The sequence below is a fragment of the Streptomyces coacervatus genome (genome assembly GCF_029223485.1).
Lineage (GTDB): Bacteria > Actinomycetota > Actinomycetes > Streptomycetales > Streptomycetaceae > Streptomyces > Streptomyces coacervatus.
The window spans coordinates 20,607-37,471 of sequence record NZ_JARHTP010000022.1; the positions used below are offsets into that span (position 1 = coordinate 20,607).

The 16,865-nt window shown below is 70.6% G+C and carries 12 protein-coding genes; 2 read left to right on the top strand and 10 right to left on the bottom strand.

From position 1 onward, the window contains the following. Positions 1-5: 5 nt before the first annotated feature. The 6 genes from serA to P2Q00_RS40800 all read right to left on the bottom strand — a co-directional run bounded on the left by serA (position 6) and on the right by P2Q00_RS40800 (position 10,041). Positions 6-1,595, bottom strand: a complete 1,590-nt coding sequence (serA, locus tag P2Q00_RS40775; RefSeq protein WP_275779616.1) for a phosphoglycerate dehydrogenase — start codon at positions 1,593-1,595, stop codon at positions 6-8. A 253-nt stretch (positions 1,596-1,848) separates the two neighbouring features. Further along, a complete protein-coding gene (ilvC, locus tag P2Q00_RS40780) occupies positions 1,849-2,847 on the bottom strand; it encodes a ketol-acid reductoisomerase (protein ID WP_275779617.1) in 999 nt (332 codons plus the stop codon). A 118-nt stretch (positions 2,848-2,965) separates the two neighbouring features. Next, positions 2,966-3,490: an acetolactate synthase small subunit gene (ilvN, locus tag P2Q00_RS40785; protein ID WP_030942875.1), complete on the bottom strand. Its 525-nt coding sequence runs from the start codon at positions 3,488-3,490 to the stop codon at positions 2,966-2,968. A gap of 22 nt (positions 3,491-3,512) precedes the next feature. Next, a complete protein-coding gene (locus P2Q00_RS40790; RefSeq protein ID WP_275779620.1) occupies positions 3,513-5,384 on the bottom strand; it encodes an acetolactate synthase large subunit in 1,872 nt (623 codons plus the stop codon). A gap of 242 nt (positions 5,385-5,626) precedes the next feature. Continuing rightward, positions 5,627-8,638, bottom strand: coding sequence for a putative bifunctional diguanylate cyclase/phosphodiesterase (locus P2Q00_RS40795; protein WP_275779622.1), 3,012 nt, complete (start codon positions 8,636-8,638; stop codon positions 5,627-5,629). 452 nt (positions 8,639-9,090) lie between these two features. Further along, positions 9,091-10,041, bottom strand: coding sequence for a 2-hydroxyacid dehydrogenase (locus tag P2Q00_RS40800; RefSeq protein WP_275779623.1), 951 nt, complete (start codon positions 10,039-10,041; stop codon positions 9,091-9,093). A gap of 73 nt (positions 10,042-10,114) precedes the next feature. Here P2Q00_RS40800 and P2Q00_RS40805 point away from each other — a divergent pair, with 73 nt between their 5' ends. Both P2Q00_RS40805 and P2Q00_RS40810 read left to right on the top strand, forming a co-directional pair. Then, positions 10,115-11,113, top strand: a complete 999-nt coding sequence (locus P2Q00_RS40805) for an aldo/keto reductase (RefSeq protein WP_275779624.1) — start codon at positions 10,115-10,117, stop codon at positions 11,111-11,113. A 157-nt stretch (positions 11,114-11,270) separates the two neighbouring features. Further along, positions 11,271-12,416, top strand: a complete 1,146-nt coding sequence (locus P2Q00_RS40810; protein ID WP_275779830.1) for a PQQ-dependent sugar dehydrogenase — start codon at positions 11,271-11,273, stop codon at positions 12,414-12,416. 12 nt (positions 12,417-12,428) lie between these two features. Here P2Q00_RS40810 and P2Q00_RS40815 read toward each other — a convergent pair whose 3' ends face one another. The 4 genes from P2Q00_RS40815 to P2Q00_RS40830 all read right to left on the bottom strand — a co-directional run bounded on the left by P2Q00_RS40815 (position 12,429) and on the right by P2Q00_RS40830 (position 16,842). Next, positions 12,429-12,620, bottom strand: a complete 192-nt coding sequence (locus tag P2Q00_RS40815) for a DUF6191 domain-containing protein (protein WP_275779626.1) — start codon at positions 12,618-12,620, stop codon at positions 12,429-12,431. 25 nt (positions 12,621-12,645) lie between these two features. Then, positions 12,646-15,684, bottom strand: coding sequence for a helix-turn-helix transcriptional regulator (locus P2Q00_RS40820; RefSeq protein WP_275779627.1), 3,039 nt, complete (start codon positions 15,682-15,684; stop codon positions 12,646-12,648). A 179-nt stretch (positions 15,685-15,863) separates the two neighbouring features. Further along, positions 15,864-16,049, bottom strand: coding sequence for a hypothetical protein (locus P2Q00_RS40825; protein WP_275779629.1), 186 nt, complete (start codon positions 16,047-16,049; stop codon positions 15,864-15,866). Positions 16,050-16,245: 196 nt separating this feature from the next. Beyond that, positions 16,246-16,842, bottom strand: a complete 597-nt coding sequence (locus tag P2Q00_RS40830) for a hypothetical protein (RefSeq protein ID WP_275779631.1) — start codon at positions 16,840-16,842, stop codon at positions 16,246-16,248. Between the last annotated feature and the right edge of the window lie 23 nt (positions 16,843-16,865).

The following is a 16,865-nucleotide window of genomic DNA, read 5'->3' on the forward strand; positions in this document are numbered from 1 at the left end:
ATCTGTCAGACGAGGTTCACGGAACGGGCGAACGTCGCCCCGATCTCCGCCTCGACCTCGGTCAGCACCCCGACGGGCACCGTGTCGTCCACCGTCAGCACCGCAAGCGCCTCGCCACCCGCAACGGCCCGCGAAACCTGCATACCGGCGATGTTGATCCCCGCCTCACCGAAGATCCGACCGACCGTACCGACAACACCGGGCCGGTCCTCGTACCGCAGCACCACCATGTGATCGGCGAGCGCGAGGTCGACGTCGTACTCACCGACGGCCACGATCTTCTGCAGGTGCTTCGGCCCGGCCAGCGTGCCGGAGACCGACACCTCCTCGCCTCCCGAGAGCGTGCCGCGCACGGTGACGACATTGCGGTGGTCGGCCGACTCCGAGCTGGTGGTCAGCCGCACCTCGACGCCGCGCTCCTGCGCGAACAGCGGGGCGTTGACGTACGACACCGTCTCGTCGACGACGTCCTCGAAGACACCCTTGAGGGCGCTGAGTTCCAGCACCTTCACGTCGTGCTGGGTGATCTCGCCGTACACCTCGACGTCGAGGCGGACCGCGACCTCGCCCGCGAGTGCGGTGAAGATCCGGCCGAGACGCTCGGCAAGCGGCAGGCCGGGCTTGACGTCCTCGGCGATGACACCGCCCTGGACGTTCACCGCGTCGGGCACGAGCTCACCGGCGAGGGCGAGCCGCACCGAGCGGGCGACGGCGATACCGGCCTTCTCCTGCGCCTCGTCGGTGGAGGCGCCGAGGTGCGGGGTGGCGACGACCTGGTCGAACTCGAACAGCGGGGAGTCGGTGCACGGCTCCTTCGCGTACACGTCCAGACCGGCGCCCGCGACGCGGCCCTCCTTCAGCGCCGAGTACAGCGCCTCCTCGTCGACGATGCCGCCGCGCGCGGCGTTGACGATGCGCACGCTCGGCTTGACCTTGCGCAGCGCCTCGTCGCCGATGAGGCCGACGGTCTCGGGGGTCTTGGGCAGGTGGACGGTGATGAAGTCGGAGACCTCGAGCAGCTCGTCGAGGGACAGCACCTTGACGCCCATCTGCGCGGCGCGGGCGGGCTGGATGTAGGGGTCGTAGGCGACGACCTTCATGCCGAACCCGGACATGCGCTGAGCGACCAGCGCACCGATCCGCCCGAGACCGACGACACCGAGGGTCTTCTCGGCGAGCTCGACGCCCGTGTACTTGCTGCGCTTCCACTCGCCGTTCTTCAGCGCGGCGTTGGCCTGCGGAATGTGACGGGCGGTGGCGACGAGGAGACCGCAGGCCAGCTCGGCGGCGGTCACGATGTTCGAGGTGGGGGCGTTGACGACCATCACGCCGGCCTTGGTGGCGGCGGAGACGTCCACGTTGTCCAGGCCGACGCCGGCTCGTGCGACGACCTTCAGCTTGTTCGCGGCGGCGATGGCCTCGGCGTCGACCTTGGTGGCCGAGCGGATCAGGATGGCGTCGACGTCGGCGATGGCCGGGAGCAGTTCGGCTCGGTCCGCTCCGTTGCAGTGCCGGATCTCGAAGTCCGGGCCAAGCGCGTCCACGGTCGCGGGCGACAGCTCTTCAGCGATGAGTACGACGGGTTTCGAGCTCACGTGAGTCCTCACAAGTCCAATGCGGACGGCCGTCCCGACGGCCGCAGGCGGTGGAGGTTTGCTAGCCGCGTTGGAGACGCACGACGCTGTGGGCCTGACGCGTATGTAGTACGGCAGTGTAGTGGCGCGGCGACGATCGTCTTACGCCTCTGCGGAAGGATCACCCGGACGTGCAACTCCACTTTGTATGGGGTCCGGGGCAAAGCCCCGTGGCGGCACCCCCGGCTGGGAGCACCGCCACGGGACACGGAGGTCACGCCTCCTCGTCGACCCAGCTCATCAGCTTGCGCAGCTGCTTGCCCGTGGTCTCCAGCAGGTGCTCGGAGTCCTGCTGCTTGTACTCGTTGTACTTCTTCAGACCACCGTGGTACTCGGCCATCCACTCACGGGCGAAGGTGCCGTCCTGGATCTCGGCGAGGACCTTCTTCATCTCGGCCTTGGTGGCGTCGGTGATGATCCGCGGGCCGGTGACGTAGTCGCCCCACTCGGCGGTCTCGGAGATCGACCAGCGCATCTTCTCCAGGCCGCCCTCGTACATGAGGTCCACGATCAGCTTCAGCTCGTGCAGGCACTCGAAGTACGCGATCTCCGGCTGGTAGCCGGCCTCGGTCAGCGTCTCGAAACCGGCCTTGACCAGCGCGGCCGTACCACCGCAGAGAACGGCCTGCTCACCGAACAGGTCGGTCTCGGTCTCCTCGGTGAAGGTCGTCTTGATGACTCCGGCGCGGGTGCCGCCGATGCCCTTGGCGTACGACAGCGCGAGCGCGAAGGCGTTGCCCGTCGCGTCCTGCTCGACGGCCGCGATACACGGAACGCCGCGGCCCTCCTCGTACTGACGACGGACGAGGTGGCCCGGGCCCTTCGGGGCGACCATGCACACGTCGACATTGGCCGGGGGCTTGATGAAGTCGAAGCGGATGTTCAGGCCGTGGCCGAAGAACAGCGCGTCGCCGTCCTTGAGGTTGTCCTTGATGGACTCCTCGTAGACCTGGGCCTGGATCGGGTCCGGCACCAGGATCATGATGACGTCGGCCTCGGCGGCGGCCTCGGACGGCGTCACCACGCGCAGGCCCTGCTCCTCGGCCTTCGCCTTGGACTTGGAGCCCTCGTGCAGACCGACACGGACGTCGACACCCGAGTCACGGAGCGACAGCGCGTGGGCGTGGCCCTGGCTGCCGTAACCGATGACCGCGACCTTGCGGCCCTGGATGATGGACAGGTCGGCGTCGGCGTCGTAGAACAGCTCGGCCACTTTGGGTTCTCTCCTTGAGTGCAGGTGTTGCGTCCCACCGTATGACGGGGGGCGGAATCGAAGTTTCGCGGTCTCGGAATACGGGCGGCCGGTGTCACCCGGCCGCCCCAATCCGTCGTTACGCCGACCGGTCGAGGGCGCGCAGCGACCGGTCCGTGATGGAGCGGGCGCCGCGGCCGATGGCGATCGTGCCGGACTGGACGAGCTCCTTGATGCCGTACGGCTCCAGCATCTTGAGCATGGCGGACAGCTTCTCGCTGCTGCCGGTGGCCTCGATGGTGACGGCCTCCGGGGAGACGTCGACCGTCTTGGCGCGGAACAGCTGGACGATCTCGACGATCTGGGAGCGCGTCTCGTTGTCGGCGCGCACCTTCACCAGGACGAGTTCGCGCTGAACGGCCTGGGAGGGCTCCAGCTCGACGATCTTCAGCACGTTGACGAGCTTGTTGAGCTGCTTGGTCACCTGCTCCAGCGGCAGGTCCTCGACTCCCACCACGATGGTGATGCGGGAGATGTCGGGGTGCTCGGTGACGCCGACCGCGAGCGAGTCGATGTTGAAGCCGCGGCGGGAGAAGAGGGCGGCGATCCGGGCCAGGATGCCCGGGGTGTTCTCCACCAGGACGGAGAGCGTGTGCTTGGACATGGTCTGTTTACGTCTCTCTGGCTCAGTCGTCTTCGTTGTCGCCGAAGTCGGGGCGGACGTCCCGGGCGGCCATGATCGTGTCGTTCGAGGTGCCGGCGGCGACCATCGGCCACACCATCGCGTCCTCATGGACGATGAAGTCGATGACGACGGGGCGGTCGTTGATGGAGTTCGCCTCTTCGATGACCTTGTCGAGGTCCTCGGGGGACTCGCAGCGGATCGCGTAGCAGCCCATCGCCTCCGACAGCTTCACGAAGTCGGGGACGCGGGTGCCGGCGCTGGGCCCCGCGGCGGAGCCGCTATGGGATGCAGCGCCGTCGGCCTCGGGGCCGCTGTGCAGCACGGTGTTGGAGTAGCGCTGGTTGTAGAAGAGGGTCTGCCACTGGCGGACCATCCCGAGGGCGCCGTTGTTGATGATGGCGACCTTGATCGGGATGTTGTTCAGGGCGCAGGTGGTGAGCTCCTGATTGGTCATCTGGAAGCAGCCGTCGCCGTCGACCGCCCAGACCGTCTGGTCCGGGGCGCCGGCCTTGGCGCCCATCGCGGCGGGGACCGCGTAGCCCATCGTTCCGGCGCCGCCGGAGTTCAGCCAGGTCGCGGGCTTCTCGTACTGGATGAACTGGGCGGCCCACATCTGGTGCTGGCCCACGCCCGCCGCGAAGATCGTGCCTTCCGGGGCGAGTTGCCCGATCCGCTGGATCACCTGCTGCGGGGACAGCGAGCCGTCCGCGGGCTGGTCGTAGCCCAGCGGGTAGGTGTCGCGCCAGCGGGACAGATCCTTCCACCAGGCGCTGTAGTCCCCCTGGTGCCCCTCGCTGTGCTCCTTCTGGACGGCCTGGATCAGGTCGGCGAGGACCTCGCGCGCGTCCCCGACGATCGGCACGTCCGCGGCACGGTTCTTGCCGATCTCGGCCGGGTCGATGTCGGCGTGGACGATCTTGGCGTACGGAGCGAAGCTGTCCAGCTTGCCGGTGACGCGGTCGTCGAAGCGGGCTCCGAGGGCGACGATCAGGTCGGCCTTCTGCAGCGCGGTGACGGCGGTGACCGCACCGTGCATGCCCGGCATTCCCACGTGCAGCGGGTGGCTGTCGGGGAATGCGCCGAGCGCCATCAGGGTGGTGGTGACGGGCGCTCCGGTGAGCTCGGCGAGAACCTTGAGCTCGGCGGTGGCGTGTGCCTTGATGACACCGCCGCCGACGTAGAGGACGGGCCGCTTGGCGGAGGTGATCAGCTTGGCGGCCTCGCGGATCTGCTTGGCGTGCGGCTTGGTCACCGGGCGGTAGCCGGGCAGGTCCATGACCGGCGGCCAGGAGAAGGTCGTCTGCGCCTGCAGCGCGTCCTTCGCGATGTCGACCAGGACCGGGCCGGGACGGCCGGTGGAGGCGATGTGGAAGGCCTGCGCGATCACCCGCGGGATGTCCTCGGCCTTGGTGACCAGGAAGTTGTGCTTGGTGATCGGCATGGTGATGCCGACGATGTCCGCCTCCTGGAAGGCGTCCGTACCGATCGCCTTGGACGCGACCTGGCCGGTGATCGCCACGAGCGGCACCGAGTCCATGTGCGCGTCGGCGATCGGCGTCACCAGGTTGGTGGCACCCGGGCCGGAGGTCGCCATGCAGACACCGACCTTGCCGGTGGCCTGCGCGTAACCCGTCGCCGCGTGTCCGGCGCCCTGCTCGTGGCGGACCAGGACGTGACGCACCCGGGTGGAGTCCATCATCGGGTCGTACGCGGGAAGGATCGCACCGCCGGGAATGCCGAATACCGTGTCGGCCCCGACCTCCTCGAGAGAGCGGATGAGGGACTTCGCGCCCGTGACGTGCTCGGGGGCGGACTGCTGTCCTCCGGATCGGGGCCGCGGCTGCGGATGGGCCCCGGTGGCCTGCTCGGTCATCGTCAGTCTCTTCTCGATGCTGAGGGTTTTTGCGAGGTTTGTACGGTGTTCAAGCGCTGCACGAATGGTGCCTGTGCAACAAAAAACCCCTCGTGCCATAAGGCAAGCGAGGGGAGCGCGCCGGGTGTGGTCGCTGGGAGTTCCGGGTCCGTCCGGACATCACCAGCTCAGCCGACGCGCTTTCCAAGTACGAGAATTCGGGTGCGCATGGCACTGACCCTCTCCCCAGCGCGCACCACGTGTCAAGTGGGTGGGACGGGAGTCTCATTATGTGAGCGGAGGGCACTTCCGCCTCCCAGAACAGCAGGCACACCACTTGTGTACACCCCTGCGCCGCCTCCCGCGAACGCCGGCTCGATCGGCCCGTGCGGCACCGGATAGTGGCCGGAAGCGAGCGCCCGGCGCAGCCGGTACTCGTCCAGCGGACCGGAGAACGCCATGCCCTGTCCGTGTGTGCAGCCCATCGCGCGTAGCGCCACGACCTGCTCGGGCAGGTCCACGCCGTCGGCCACGGACTGCAGCCCGAGGTCGCCGGCGATCCTGAGCAGCCCGCTGGTGATCTTGTGCAGCCGTGCGGACTCCACCACGCCCTCGACCAGACTGCGGTCGAGTTTCAGCACGTCGACGGGGAGTCTGCGCAGTGCCGTGATCGCCGCGTAGCCGCTGCCGAAGCCGTCCAGGGCGATCCGGACGCCGAGCCTGCGCAGGGCGCCCAGGCGTCGCTCCAGCTCGTCCAGGGAGACCCGGGGGTCGGCGTCGGCCAGCTCGATCACCAGCGACCCGGACGGCAGCCCGTGCCGGGTCAGCAGGGCCTCGATCGAGCCGAGCGGCATCGACCGGTCAAGGAGGCGCCGGGCACTCACCCGGACCGCCACGGGCACGGCCAGCCCGGTCGCGGTGCGCTCGGCGGCCTGCTCGACGGCCTCCTCCAGCATCCAGCGGCCCAGCTCGGCGGTTCTGTCGCTGTCCTCGGCGACACGCAGGAACTCGGCCGGGGTGAACAGCACCCCCTGCGAGGACCGCCAGCGCGCCAGTGCCTCGACCGAGCCGATCCGGCCGTTCTCCAGGCAGACCACGGGCTGGTGCAGCAGCTGGAACTCGCCGTCGTGAAGTGCGGCACGCAGCCGCGTGGCGAGCTCCGCCTTGCGTACGACGTCCTGCTGCATCTGTGGCGCGTACAGCTCGACGCGCCCCTTGCCGGCCGCCTTGGCGCGGTACATGGCGAGGTCGGCGTTGCGCAGCAACTCACCCGCGCCGAGGCCCGGTTCGGCGAAGGCGACGCCGATGGAGGCCGCCACCCGGACATCGTTGCCGTCGATGAGGTACGGCTGCGAGAGCGTGATCCTGAGGCGGTCGGCGAGCTCCAGGATGTGACGTTCGCGCGCGGAGCGGTCACGGGTGCCGTCACCCACGATCAGCGCCGCGAACTCGTCACCGCCGAGCCGGGAGGCGGTGTCCCCGTGCCGAACCGCGTCCTGGAGTCTGCGGGCGGCCTGGACGAGCAGCTCGTCCCCGGCCTGGTGCCCGATCGTGTCGTTGACGGCCTTGAAGCCGTCGAGGTCGATGAAGAGGACGGCCGTGCCCCGCAGGGCCACCCGGTCGGAGGCGCGCCGGCCGGACAGGGCCTGCTGGACGCGCTTGGTGAACAGGGCGCGGTTGGGCAGGTCGGTGAGCGGGTCGTGCTCGGCGTTGTGCTGCAGCTGCGCCTGCAGGCGCACTCTTTCGGTCACGTCCCGGCTGTTGAAGATGAGGCCGCCGTGGTGGCGGTTGACGGTGGACTCGACGTTGAGCCAGCCGCCGTGGCCCGAGCGGAAGCGGCATTCGATGCGCGTAGTGGGTTCCTCGAGCGGGCTGGCGGCGAGGAAGCGGCGCACCTCGTGCACCACGCAGCCCAGGTCCTCCGGGTGGATGAGATTGGCCAGTTCTGTTCCCACCAGCTCCTCCGCGGGCCGTCCGTAGACCCCGGCGGCGGCCGGGGAGACGTACCGGAGGATGCCGTTGGGCGCGGCGATCATGATGACGTCGCTGGAGCCCTGCACCAGGGAGCGGAAGTGGTTCTCCTTCTGTGCCAGTTCCTGGGTGAGGGTGATGTTGTCGAGCAGCATGATGCCCTGGCGCACCACTAGAGCGAGCACGACCGTACCGCCGGTGAGGAGCACCACGCGGTCGACCCGGTGGCCGTTGAGGACGGTGTAGAGGATCCCCAGCGTGCAGACGGCGGCGGCGAGATAGGGCGTGAGGGCGGCCAGGGAACCGGCGATGGGCCGGGCGGCCGGATACCGGCTGTGATCACCTCCCTGTGGGGCCGGGTGGTGCTGGTGCGTGCCACCCCGCTGGCCGGGCATGTGCTCGTGCACCACGCGCGTGTGCCCGTCGATGTCGCACCTGTCGGCCTCGGGCTGCTGCCCGAGCCGGGGCGCGGCCCAGGGGGCGTACGCGAGGAGCAGGGAGCCGGCGAACCAGCCCGCGTCGAGCAACTGGCCCGAGTGGTAGCTGTTGTGCAGCAGCGGCGAGGTGAACAGGGCGTCGCACATCACCGTCAGCGCCAGCGCGCCGATGGCGGTGTTGACCGCCGTGCGGTTCACCGCAGAGCGCCTGAAGTGCAGCGCGAGCACCATGCTGACCAGGGCGATGTCCAGCAGCGGGTACGCGAGCGACAGCGCGGTGTGCGCGACGCTCGGCCCGTCGAACTTGGCCGCCTGGGCGAGCGCCAGGCTCCACGACAGCGTGAGCAGCGAGCCGCCGATCAGCCAGGCGTCGAGCGCGAGGCAGACCCAACCGGCCTTTGTCACCGGTCGCTTGGCGAGCACCAGGAGCCCCACGATCGCGGGCGGGGCGAAGCACAGGAAGAACAGGTCGGCATAGCTGGGAGTCGGCACCTGCTGCCCCAGGACCACCTCATACCACCCCCAGACCGCGTTGCCCAGGGCGGCCATCGCCGAGGAGAGGGCGAACAGCATCCAGGCGGGTCGAAAGCGGACACGGCGGCTGCGGGCGTACAGGAACAGCGACACGGCGGCGGTGCCCGCCGCGGCGCTCAGGCCGAAGTCACCCATGATCAGCGCGATGTCGTCCGAACCCCAGTCGAGCGCGGAACCGACGGCGTATCCCGCGCAGACCAGGGCCAGGACGAGTTGGGGGACCAGGCCGGGTCCCCGGCCGGTGGCCGGCGGACGCGGCAGCAGTGTCCCTGGCGAAGGCGGTACCCGCAGCACTCCGTCGAGGGTGGCCGTGGGAGGCAGGGGCGAGCTCACCGGGCCCACCCGGTCCGCGTCGCTCCCAGGTCCCTCGGCTCCCGGCGCGCTGGGTGCGCATGCCTCCGGCGGCTGCTGTGCCTGCGGTGGTGATGGCTGTGGCGGCAGCTGTGACTGCCGTGGTGACCGCGTCTGCGCGCGGCCGTACGCCAGGGTCGCCTCCGGCGGCCCCGTCGCGTCGGATCGCTCGCCCATAGGCCGTGCATCGCCCGTCGCCCCCCTCACAGTCTGAAATGTTCATCCCCGGCGCCGAACGGTGCGCGGCGCATCCCCTGCTCGGGACGATACACCAGTCTCGTCACTCAGGGACATAGTTCCTCTACGCTCCGTGACGACCAGCGGGAATGTGAGCACGGACCGCGTCCGCAAGGTTGCGGAGGGTACCGGAAACGGATTACACGCCCGTTGCGCCCGTCGCGCGGGGCGCGAGCGGGACGCTCAAGTCGTCGGGGTCACGCGCCGGTTGCGCCTGTCGTAAGGATCACGTTGCGCAGCGGCTCCCGGTTCACGAATCGGGTCAACTGGTCCACCAGCAGTCGCTTGGCGCGGGGCAGGAACGCGGACGTGGGGCCGCCGACATGGGGGCTGATGAGGACTCCGGGCGCGCGCCACAAGGGGTGTTCGCGGGGCAGCGGCTCGGGGTCGGTGACATCGAGGGCGGCGGTGATGCGGCCGGTCTCCACTTCGGCGAGCAGGGCCTTGGTGTCGACGACGGGGCCGCGGGAAACATTCACGAGGAGCGCGCCGTCCTTCATCCGTGCAAGGAAGTCGGCGCCTGCGAGGCCGCGGGTGGCCTCGGTGAGGGGGGTGACCAGGACGACGACATCCGCTTCGGGGAGCAGGGCGGGCAGATCGGTGAGCGGATGCACCGGGCCGCGCGCCGTGGTGCGCTCAGAGCGCGCGACGCGCGCCACCCGCGCCACCTCGAACGGAACGAGCCGGTCCTCGATGGCGGATCCGATCGACCCGTACCCCACGATGAGGACGTTCTTGTCGGCCAGCGCGGGCCGGAACCCGCCGAGCCACTCCCCGCGGCCCTGGGCGCGCACGAAGTCGGGGACGCCGCGCAGCGACGCGAGGATCAGCGTGAGCGCGAGCTCGGCGGTGCTCGCCTCGTGCACCCCGCGCGCGTTGCACACCTGCACGCCGGGACGCAGATGCTTCAGACCGGGCTCCAGGCTGTCGATGCCGGCCGACAGGGTCTGTACGACCTGCACGCCACTCAACTGGGGCAGCGGACGTACGCCCACCTCACTGGGCTTCATGTAGGGAACGACGTAGTAGACGCAGTCGGCCGGGTCCGCGGGGAACTCGTCGTCGCCGTCCCAGAAGCGGTAGTTGGGGCCTTCGGGAAGCCCCTCGATGGTGTCGGGCGGGATGGAAAGCCACACGTCAGCAGTCATGTCAGGAGGCTATGTCAGGCCCACGGGAGTGCAGAGGTTAGGTTGGGGGCCGGAGAGGGAGGGTCACGAGCAGGTGGAGCGCAGGACGATCGGCGCGGGGGCACTCGCGGTGGGGGCCGTCGGACTCGGGTGCATGCCGATGAGCTGGGCGTACAGCGGGTCGCGGCAGCGGGGCGACGCGTCGCTCAGGGCGGTGCACCGGGCGCTGGACGCGGGCTCGACGCTTCTCGACACGGCCGACATGTACGGCCCGTTCACCAACGAGCTGCTGGTGGGGCGGGCGTTGAAGGAGCGCCGCGAGGACGCCTTCGTGTCCACGAAGGTCGGGCTGCTGGTGGGTGAACAGCACATCGTGGCCAACGGCCGCCCCGGCTATGTGAAGCGCGCCTGCGACGCGTCCCTGCGGCGGCTGCAGACGGACGTCATCGACCTCTACCAGCTGCACCGTGAGGACCCCGAGGTCCCCGTCGAGGAGACATGGGGCGCGATGGCGGAGCTCGTCCAGGCCGGAAAGGTAAGGGCGTTGGGGCTGTGCGCGGTCGGCGCCCGGGGTGGCCGCCGTTCCGGCGGGCGGCTGCACGACGCGACGATCAGGCAGCTGCAGCGGGTGCAGCAGGTGTTCCCGGTGAGCGCGGTGGAGGCCGAGTTGTCGGTGTGGTCGCCGGAGGCGCTGGAGTCGCTGCTGCCGTGGTGCGAGGCGCGCGGCGTCGGCTTCCTGGCCGCGATGCCGCTCGGCAACGGCTTCCTGACCGGAACACTCACCCCCGGCCAGGGCTTCGAACCGGACGACGTGCGCGCCCGCCACCCCCGCTTCACCGCCGAGATGATGGCCGCGAACCAGCCGATCGTGGCCGGCCTGCGCCGGATCGCGGCCCGGCACGGCGACGAGGTCACGCCCGCCCAGGTGGCCCTGGCCTGGGTGCTGGCGCAGGGGCGGCACGTGGTCCCGGTCCCGGGCACCAAACAGGAGCGCTGGGCGACGGAGAACGCGGCGTCCACGGCTCTGCGGCTGACGCCGGAGGATCTGTCCGAAGTGGCGGAGCTGCCGGGCGCACGGGGATCCTGGGACTGAAAGACAGCGGTCGCAGGTCCGAAAGCAGCGGGTGGGCGCGGTGCCGGAGACCCGGGATCGCCCGACCGGGAACCTGCGAGGCGCGAGCGGTGTAAGACAAGTAGAACCTGCCGCTGGACCGCCGCCCGAAGGGACCAAGATCGTGCTACGACGAGCTGTGCCGGCCGTGCTGGCCACGACCGCGCTCCTGCTGACGGCCGGCTGTTCCTCCGGCGGAGGGTCCGGGGGCAGCGGTGACAGTACGGCGCCGGGGAGCACCACCGCGAACTCGTCCCCGTCGGAACAGGCCGCCGAACAGGCCCCGCCCGCCAAGGGCTCCGTCAAGGTGCTGCGCACGGTCAGCACCGGCCTCAACACCCCCTGGGGCCTCGCCCCGCTGCCCGGCGGGAGCCTGCTCGTCTCCTCCCGGGACCAGGGGACGATCACGAAGGTCGACGAGAAGACGGGCCGGAAGACCGAGCTGGGCAAGGTGTCCGGGGTCTCCCCCGCGGGAGAGGGCGGCCTCCTCGGCATCGCGCTCTCGCCGGACTACGCCTCGGACCACATGATCTACGCGTACTTCACCTCGGCCTCGGACAACCGCATCGTCCGCATGCTGTACGACGCGAAGAAGCCGTCCGGCGAACAGCTGGGCGCGCCCGACACGATCTTCAAGGGCATCCCCAAGGGCTATATCCACAACGGCGGCCGGATCGCCTTCGGCCCGGACAAGATGCTGTACGCGGGCACCGGCGAAAGCGGGAACCGCGGCCTCGCCCAGGACAAGAACTCCCTGGGCGGCAAGATCCTCCGCCTGACCCCGGAGGGCGATCCGGCCCCCGGCAACCCGTTCCCGGACTCCCCCGTCTACACCTACGGCCACCGCAATGTGCAGGGCCTGGCCTGGGACCCCGAACAGCGCCTGTTCGCCTCGGAGTTCGGCCAGGACACCTGGGACGAGCTGAACGCGATCAAGCCGGGCGACAACTACGGCTGGCCGGACGCCGAGGGCAAGTCGTCCGACCCCGAGTTCCACAACCCGATAGCCCAGTGGCACACGGACGACGCCTCCCCCAGCGGCATCGCCTACGCCGAGGGCTCGATCTGGATGGCGGCTCTGAAGGGCCGGCGCCTGTGGCGCATCCCCCTGAAGGGCACGGAGGCCTCGGCGGCCCCGCAGGCGTTCCTCACCGGCGAGTACGGCCGACTTCGTACGGTGGTCCCGGCGGGCGGCGACAAGCTGTGGCTGACGACCAGCAACACGGACGGGCGGGGAAACCCGAAGTCCGGGGACGACCGAATACTGGAGCTGCAGGTCGGCTAGGACTTCCGGGGCTCACTCGTCGGCGGGAGGTGTCTCGTCCTCCTGCTGGGGCGGCCGTACGACCACCTTCCCGGACTCGAGATCTATCGGCCCGCGCCCGGGGTCGTTGTCCCCGACGTCCTCGCGGGTCAGTTCCAGTCGCTTCTCTTCGTCGTGGGTGTGTTTGCGGCTGGGTGCGAAGAGTTCCTCGAAGGCGTTGAACATCGCGCTCCCTTCAGTGGCTGCTCCGTCATCCGGCGATCAGCCGGTCGGCGTCCTCCGGCGGGAAGAGGCTCAACCGGTGCGCCATCGCCGCCGCCTCTCCCCTTCCTGAGACGCCGAGCTTGGCCAGAATGTTCGAGACGTGGACGCTGGCCGTCTTCGGGGAGATGAAGAGTTCCTCCGCGATCTGGCGATTGGTGCGGCCGGCGGCGACCAGGCGCAGGACGTCGCGTTCCCGGCCGGTGAGGCCGAGGGCCTCGACGGGGTCGGCGGGCCGCTGCTCCGGGACGTGGTTCAGGGCGAGGCGGGCGCGCTGCGCGAGCAGGGCGACGGCATCGGCGAGCGGGCGGGCGCCGAGGTGGCCGGCCACGGCGTGGGCCAGGCGCAGCAGCTCGGTGGCGCGGTCGCGCTCGTCGTCGCCGCCGGCCGCGAGCAGGGCTTCGGCGAGGCGGTGGCGGACGCGGGCGAGGTCGTAGGGGCGGTCCAGGCATTCGAAGGCGGTGACAACGTCGGACCAGGTGTCGGCGGTGTCGCGGCCCTCGGCGCGGGCGAGTTCGGCGCGGACCCACTGCTCGTGGGCGAGCCAGACGGGGGCGCCGGTGGTGGTCTTCTTGGCGGCCTCGCGGAGGCGTTCGAGAGCCTCGGCGCGGCCCCGTGCCACGGCCGGCACGGCACGGGCGTCGGCCTCGGCGACGGCGGCGGTGAGGAGCAGGGGCCAACCGTAGTCCTGGGTGCCGGGCGGGAGGTCAGTGGTGAGGACGCGGGCGAGTTCAGCGCGGGCGTCGAGGAGCCGGCCCTCGGCAGCCGCGACGCCGACCGCGAGGCAGGAAAGGGGCAGCGACTGCTGAGGCATGGGGTCGTGAGTGCCGAAGTATCCGTGGGCGCCGTCCAGTTGGCGGGCAGCCTCGGCCACATCGCCCCGGCCCAGGGCGACCTGGGCCAGGCACATGGCTCCCGTGCCCTGGGGTTTGGCGTTTCGTCCCCAGCGCAGTGTGTTCTCCGCGGCCTCGGCCGCCTCGTCCCAACGGCCGAGCGCGTACAGCGAGTTGGAGAGGTTGGCCCACACCCAGGCCTCGGAGTTCAGCAGCCCGAACCTCCGCGTGTAGACGATCCCCTCCTCCAGGATCGGGACCGCCTCGCGTGAACGCCCCACCGAGTCGAGCTCCGAAGGCAGGTTGACGTAGGCGCGCCCCGCGACATAGGCGATGCCGTCCTCCACCGCCCGTTCCTTGACCTCGTACATTGCCGCGAGTCCCGCGTCGGCGTCACCCGCGTCGACCATCAAGCCGCCGAGCGTGAGCCGCGCGTTCATCTCCGTCTCCCGGGCACCCACCATGCGCGCGTACTCCACTGCGCGCTCGGCCGCGTGAAAGGCGTCCGGACCGGGTGCGCGCAGCATCGACCAGCCGGCGACGGCGGCCAGCACCTCGGCGTGCACCTCCGAAGGCGGCAGGCCTCGCACCAGTTCCTGGGCGGTGGCGAGTTCATTCCAGCCGTCACCACGGCCCTGGCTCTGCACCAGCATGGAGCGCTGTGTCCAGAACCAGGCGGCGCGCAGGGGGTCGCCCTCGTCCTCCAGGAGGTGCAGCGCCCGCTTGGTGATCTTCAGGGCGCGCTCGCGCTCACCGCTCAGCCGGCCCGCCACCGCCGCCTCGGCCATGAGGTCGACGTAGCGCAGCGGTGTGGTGGCGGGGTCGCAGCCGCAGGGAGGGTAGACCTCGGTGTAGTCGATGGGCCGCAGCTGGTCCCGTACGTCCTCGGGGGCGGTGTCCCACAGCTCCATCGCCCGCTCCAGGAGCCGGAGTTGCTCGCTGTAGGCGTGGCGGGAGCGGGCCTCGACGGAGGCGTCCAGGACGGCGGGGAGGGCCTTGGCGGCGTTGTGGGCGTGGTACCAGTAGCTGGCCAGGCGCATCACGCGCTCTTCGGCGGGGACCAGCGCCGGGCCGGCCTCCAGGGCCTCGGCGTAGCGGCGGTTGAGGCGGGAGCGTTCGCCGGGCAGCAGGTCGTCGCTGACGGCCTCGCGGACCAGGGAGTGGCGGAAGCGGTAGCCGTCGCCGGCGGGCGTGGCCAGCAGGATGTTGGCGTTCACGGCGGCCCGCAGCGCCTCGATGAGGTCGTCCTCGGCGAGCCAGGCGACGGCGGCGAGCAGCCGGTACTCGACGGTGGAGCCGCCCTCGGCGACGATCCGGGCGACCCGCTGGGCGATCTCGGGCAGTCCCTCGACACGGACCAGCAGCAGGTCCCGGAGGGAGTCGGTGAGGCCCGTGCCGCAGCCCTCGGTGGCGCAGACGGCGAGTTCCTCGACGAAGAAGGCGTTGCCGTCGGAGCGTTCGAAGATGTCGTCGACCTGGGTGGGGTCGGGTTCGGCGGCGAGGATGCCGGCTATCTGGCGGCCGACCTCCTCCCGGTTGAAGCGGGCGAGTTCGACACGGCGGACGGTGCGCAGCCGGTCTAGTTCGGCGAGCAGGGGGCGCAGCGGGTGGCGGCGGTGGATGTCGTCGGCGCGGTAGGTGGCGAGGACGACGAGGCGGCCGGTGCGCAGGGTGCGGAAGAGGTAGGCGAGGAGGTGCCGGGTGGAGGCGTCGGCCCAGTGCAGGTCCTCCAGGGCGACGACGACGGTGCGGTCGGCGGCGACGCGCTCCAGGACGCGGGCGGTGAGTTCGAAGAGGCGGGCCATGCCCTCCTCGTCGTGCCGCCCTCCGGAGGCTTCGCCCAGCTCGGGCAGGAGCCGGGTGAGTTCCTCCTCCTGGCCGGCGGCCGCGGCGGCGAGCTGGTCGGGCAGTTCACGGCGCAGGGCGCGCAGGGCGGTGGAGAACGGTGCGAAGGGCAGCCCGTCGGCACCGATCTCGACACAGCCGCCGAGCGCGACGACGGCGCCCGCGCGGCAGGCCGCCGTGGCGAACTCCTCGACCAGCCGGGTCTTGCCGACCCCGGCCTCCCCGCCGATCAGCAGCGCCTGCGGCTCGCCCGCGGCGGCGCGGGCGAGCGCATCGTTCAGCGTCTGAAGCTCTTCGGTGCGGCCGACGAACACCGGGCTGACGGATCTGGTCTCCACGAGCCCGAGCATCGCACGGGGGTCTGGCGACGCGGCACCGGTTTTCAGTGGGCCGGTGTGGTGCTCGTTGCCCGGCGGTGGTGGTGCCGTCTGCTGGGGGCTGCTGTCTTTGGGAGGGTGCTTCGGCCCTGAAGGGGCCTCGTCCTCAAACGCCGGACGGGCTGAAAGATCCCGCCCGGCGTTGGCCGCTTTCACGCCGCGCGGGCGGACCGAAGCCGGCGAAGGCGTGGGCTATGGCTTTCCTCCTCGGCGGCGCGGCTTGCGGCCTCGCGGCGGGCGGCGCGGCGGCCGCGGACGGCCTCGCGGGCCAGCCGCTCGTGCTCGGCCCGGCGGATCAGTTCGGCGGAGCGGAACTGGGAGATCTCGTACTCGTACATGGTGTGTCCCTTGTGAGAGGCGGTTTCCGGCTTCGCTTGCTGCGATGCCTCAACCTTCGTCTCCAAGGGGGGTGCGCCACATCGGGAGAGTTCCGCATCTTCGGCACCGCCCGGGGCCTTAGATGTGCCTGAGGGGCCTCAGGGCATCCGTAAGGTGCTTACGGATGCCCTAAGCCCCCTCAGGACCTGCGGTGGTTCAGCTGGTGGAGGGCAGCCCGAGCAGGATGTCGGTGTACTTGAGGACGGCCAGGAGCAGGCCGATGACGCCGAGCGCCACGCCTCCCCAGGCGACCGACTTGATCCAGGCCGGCTGCGGCTTGCCGGGCGCACCGAACGCGGGCCGGGCGAGCACCACGACGCCGACGACCAGCGCGAGCAGCGCGAACAGGCCACCCCACAGGGCGCTGGTCTGCCAGGCGTCGCCGTAGACCTCCTTGACCTGCTTGGCGACGGTCGCGGTCTGCGAGGTCTGCAGCTGGCCGACGAGCGTCTCGCGCGCCGCGGCCACCGTGCCGATCCAGCTGCCGGTCAGCGAGACGATGCCGAGCGCGGCGGAGACGACGGCGCCGGCGCCCTGGCCGACGCCGGAGGGGCCCGCCTCCTCGTCCTCGGCGAGGGCAAGCTCTTCGTCCTCGACCGCGTCCTCGGCGGCCTCGGCCTCGGCGCCGTCCGCCTTGGTCGCGGCCTCGGTCCCGGTCACCTCGTCGGCCTTGGTGACGTCCACCTTCTCCTCGTCGGTCGTGGCCTCGGCGCCTGCCGCTGCGCCGGTCTCGTCAACTGTCTTGGTTCCCATGTCCGGCACCGTACGGATCCTGT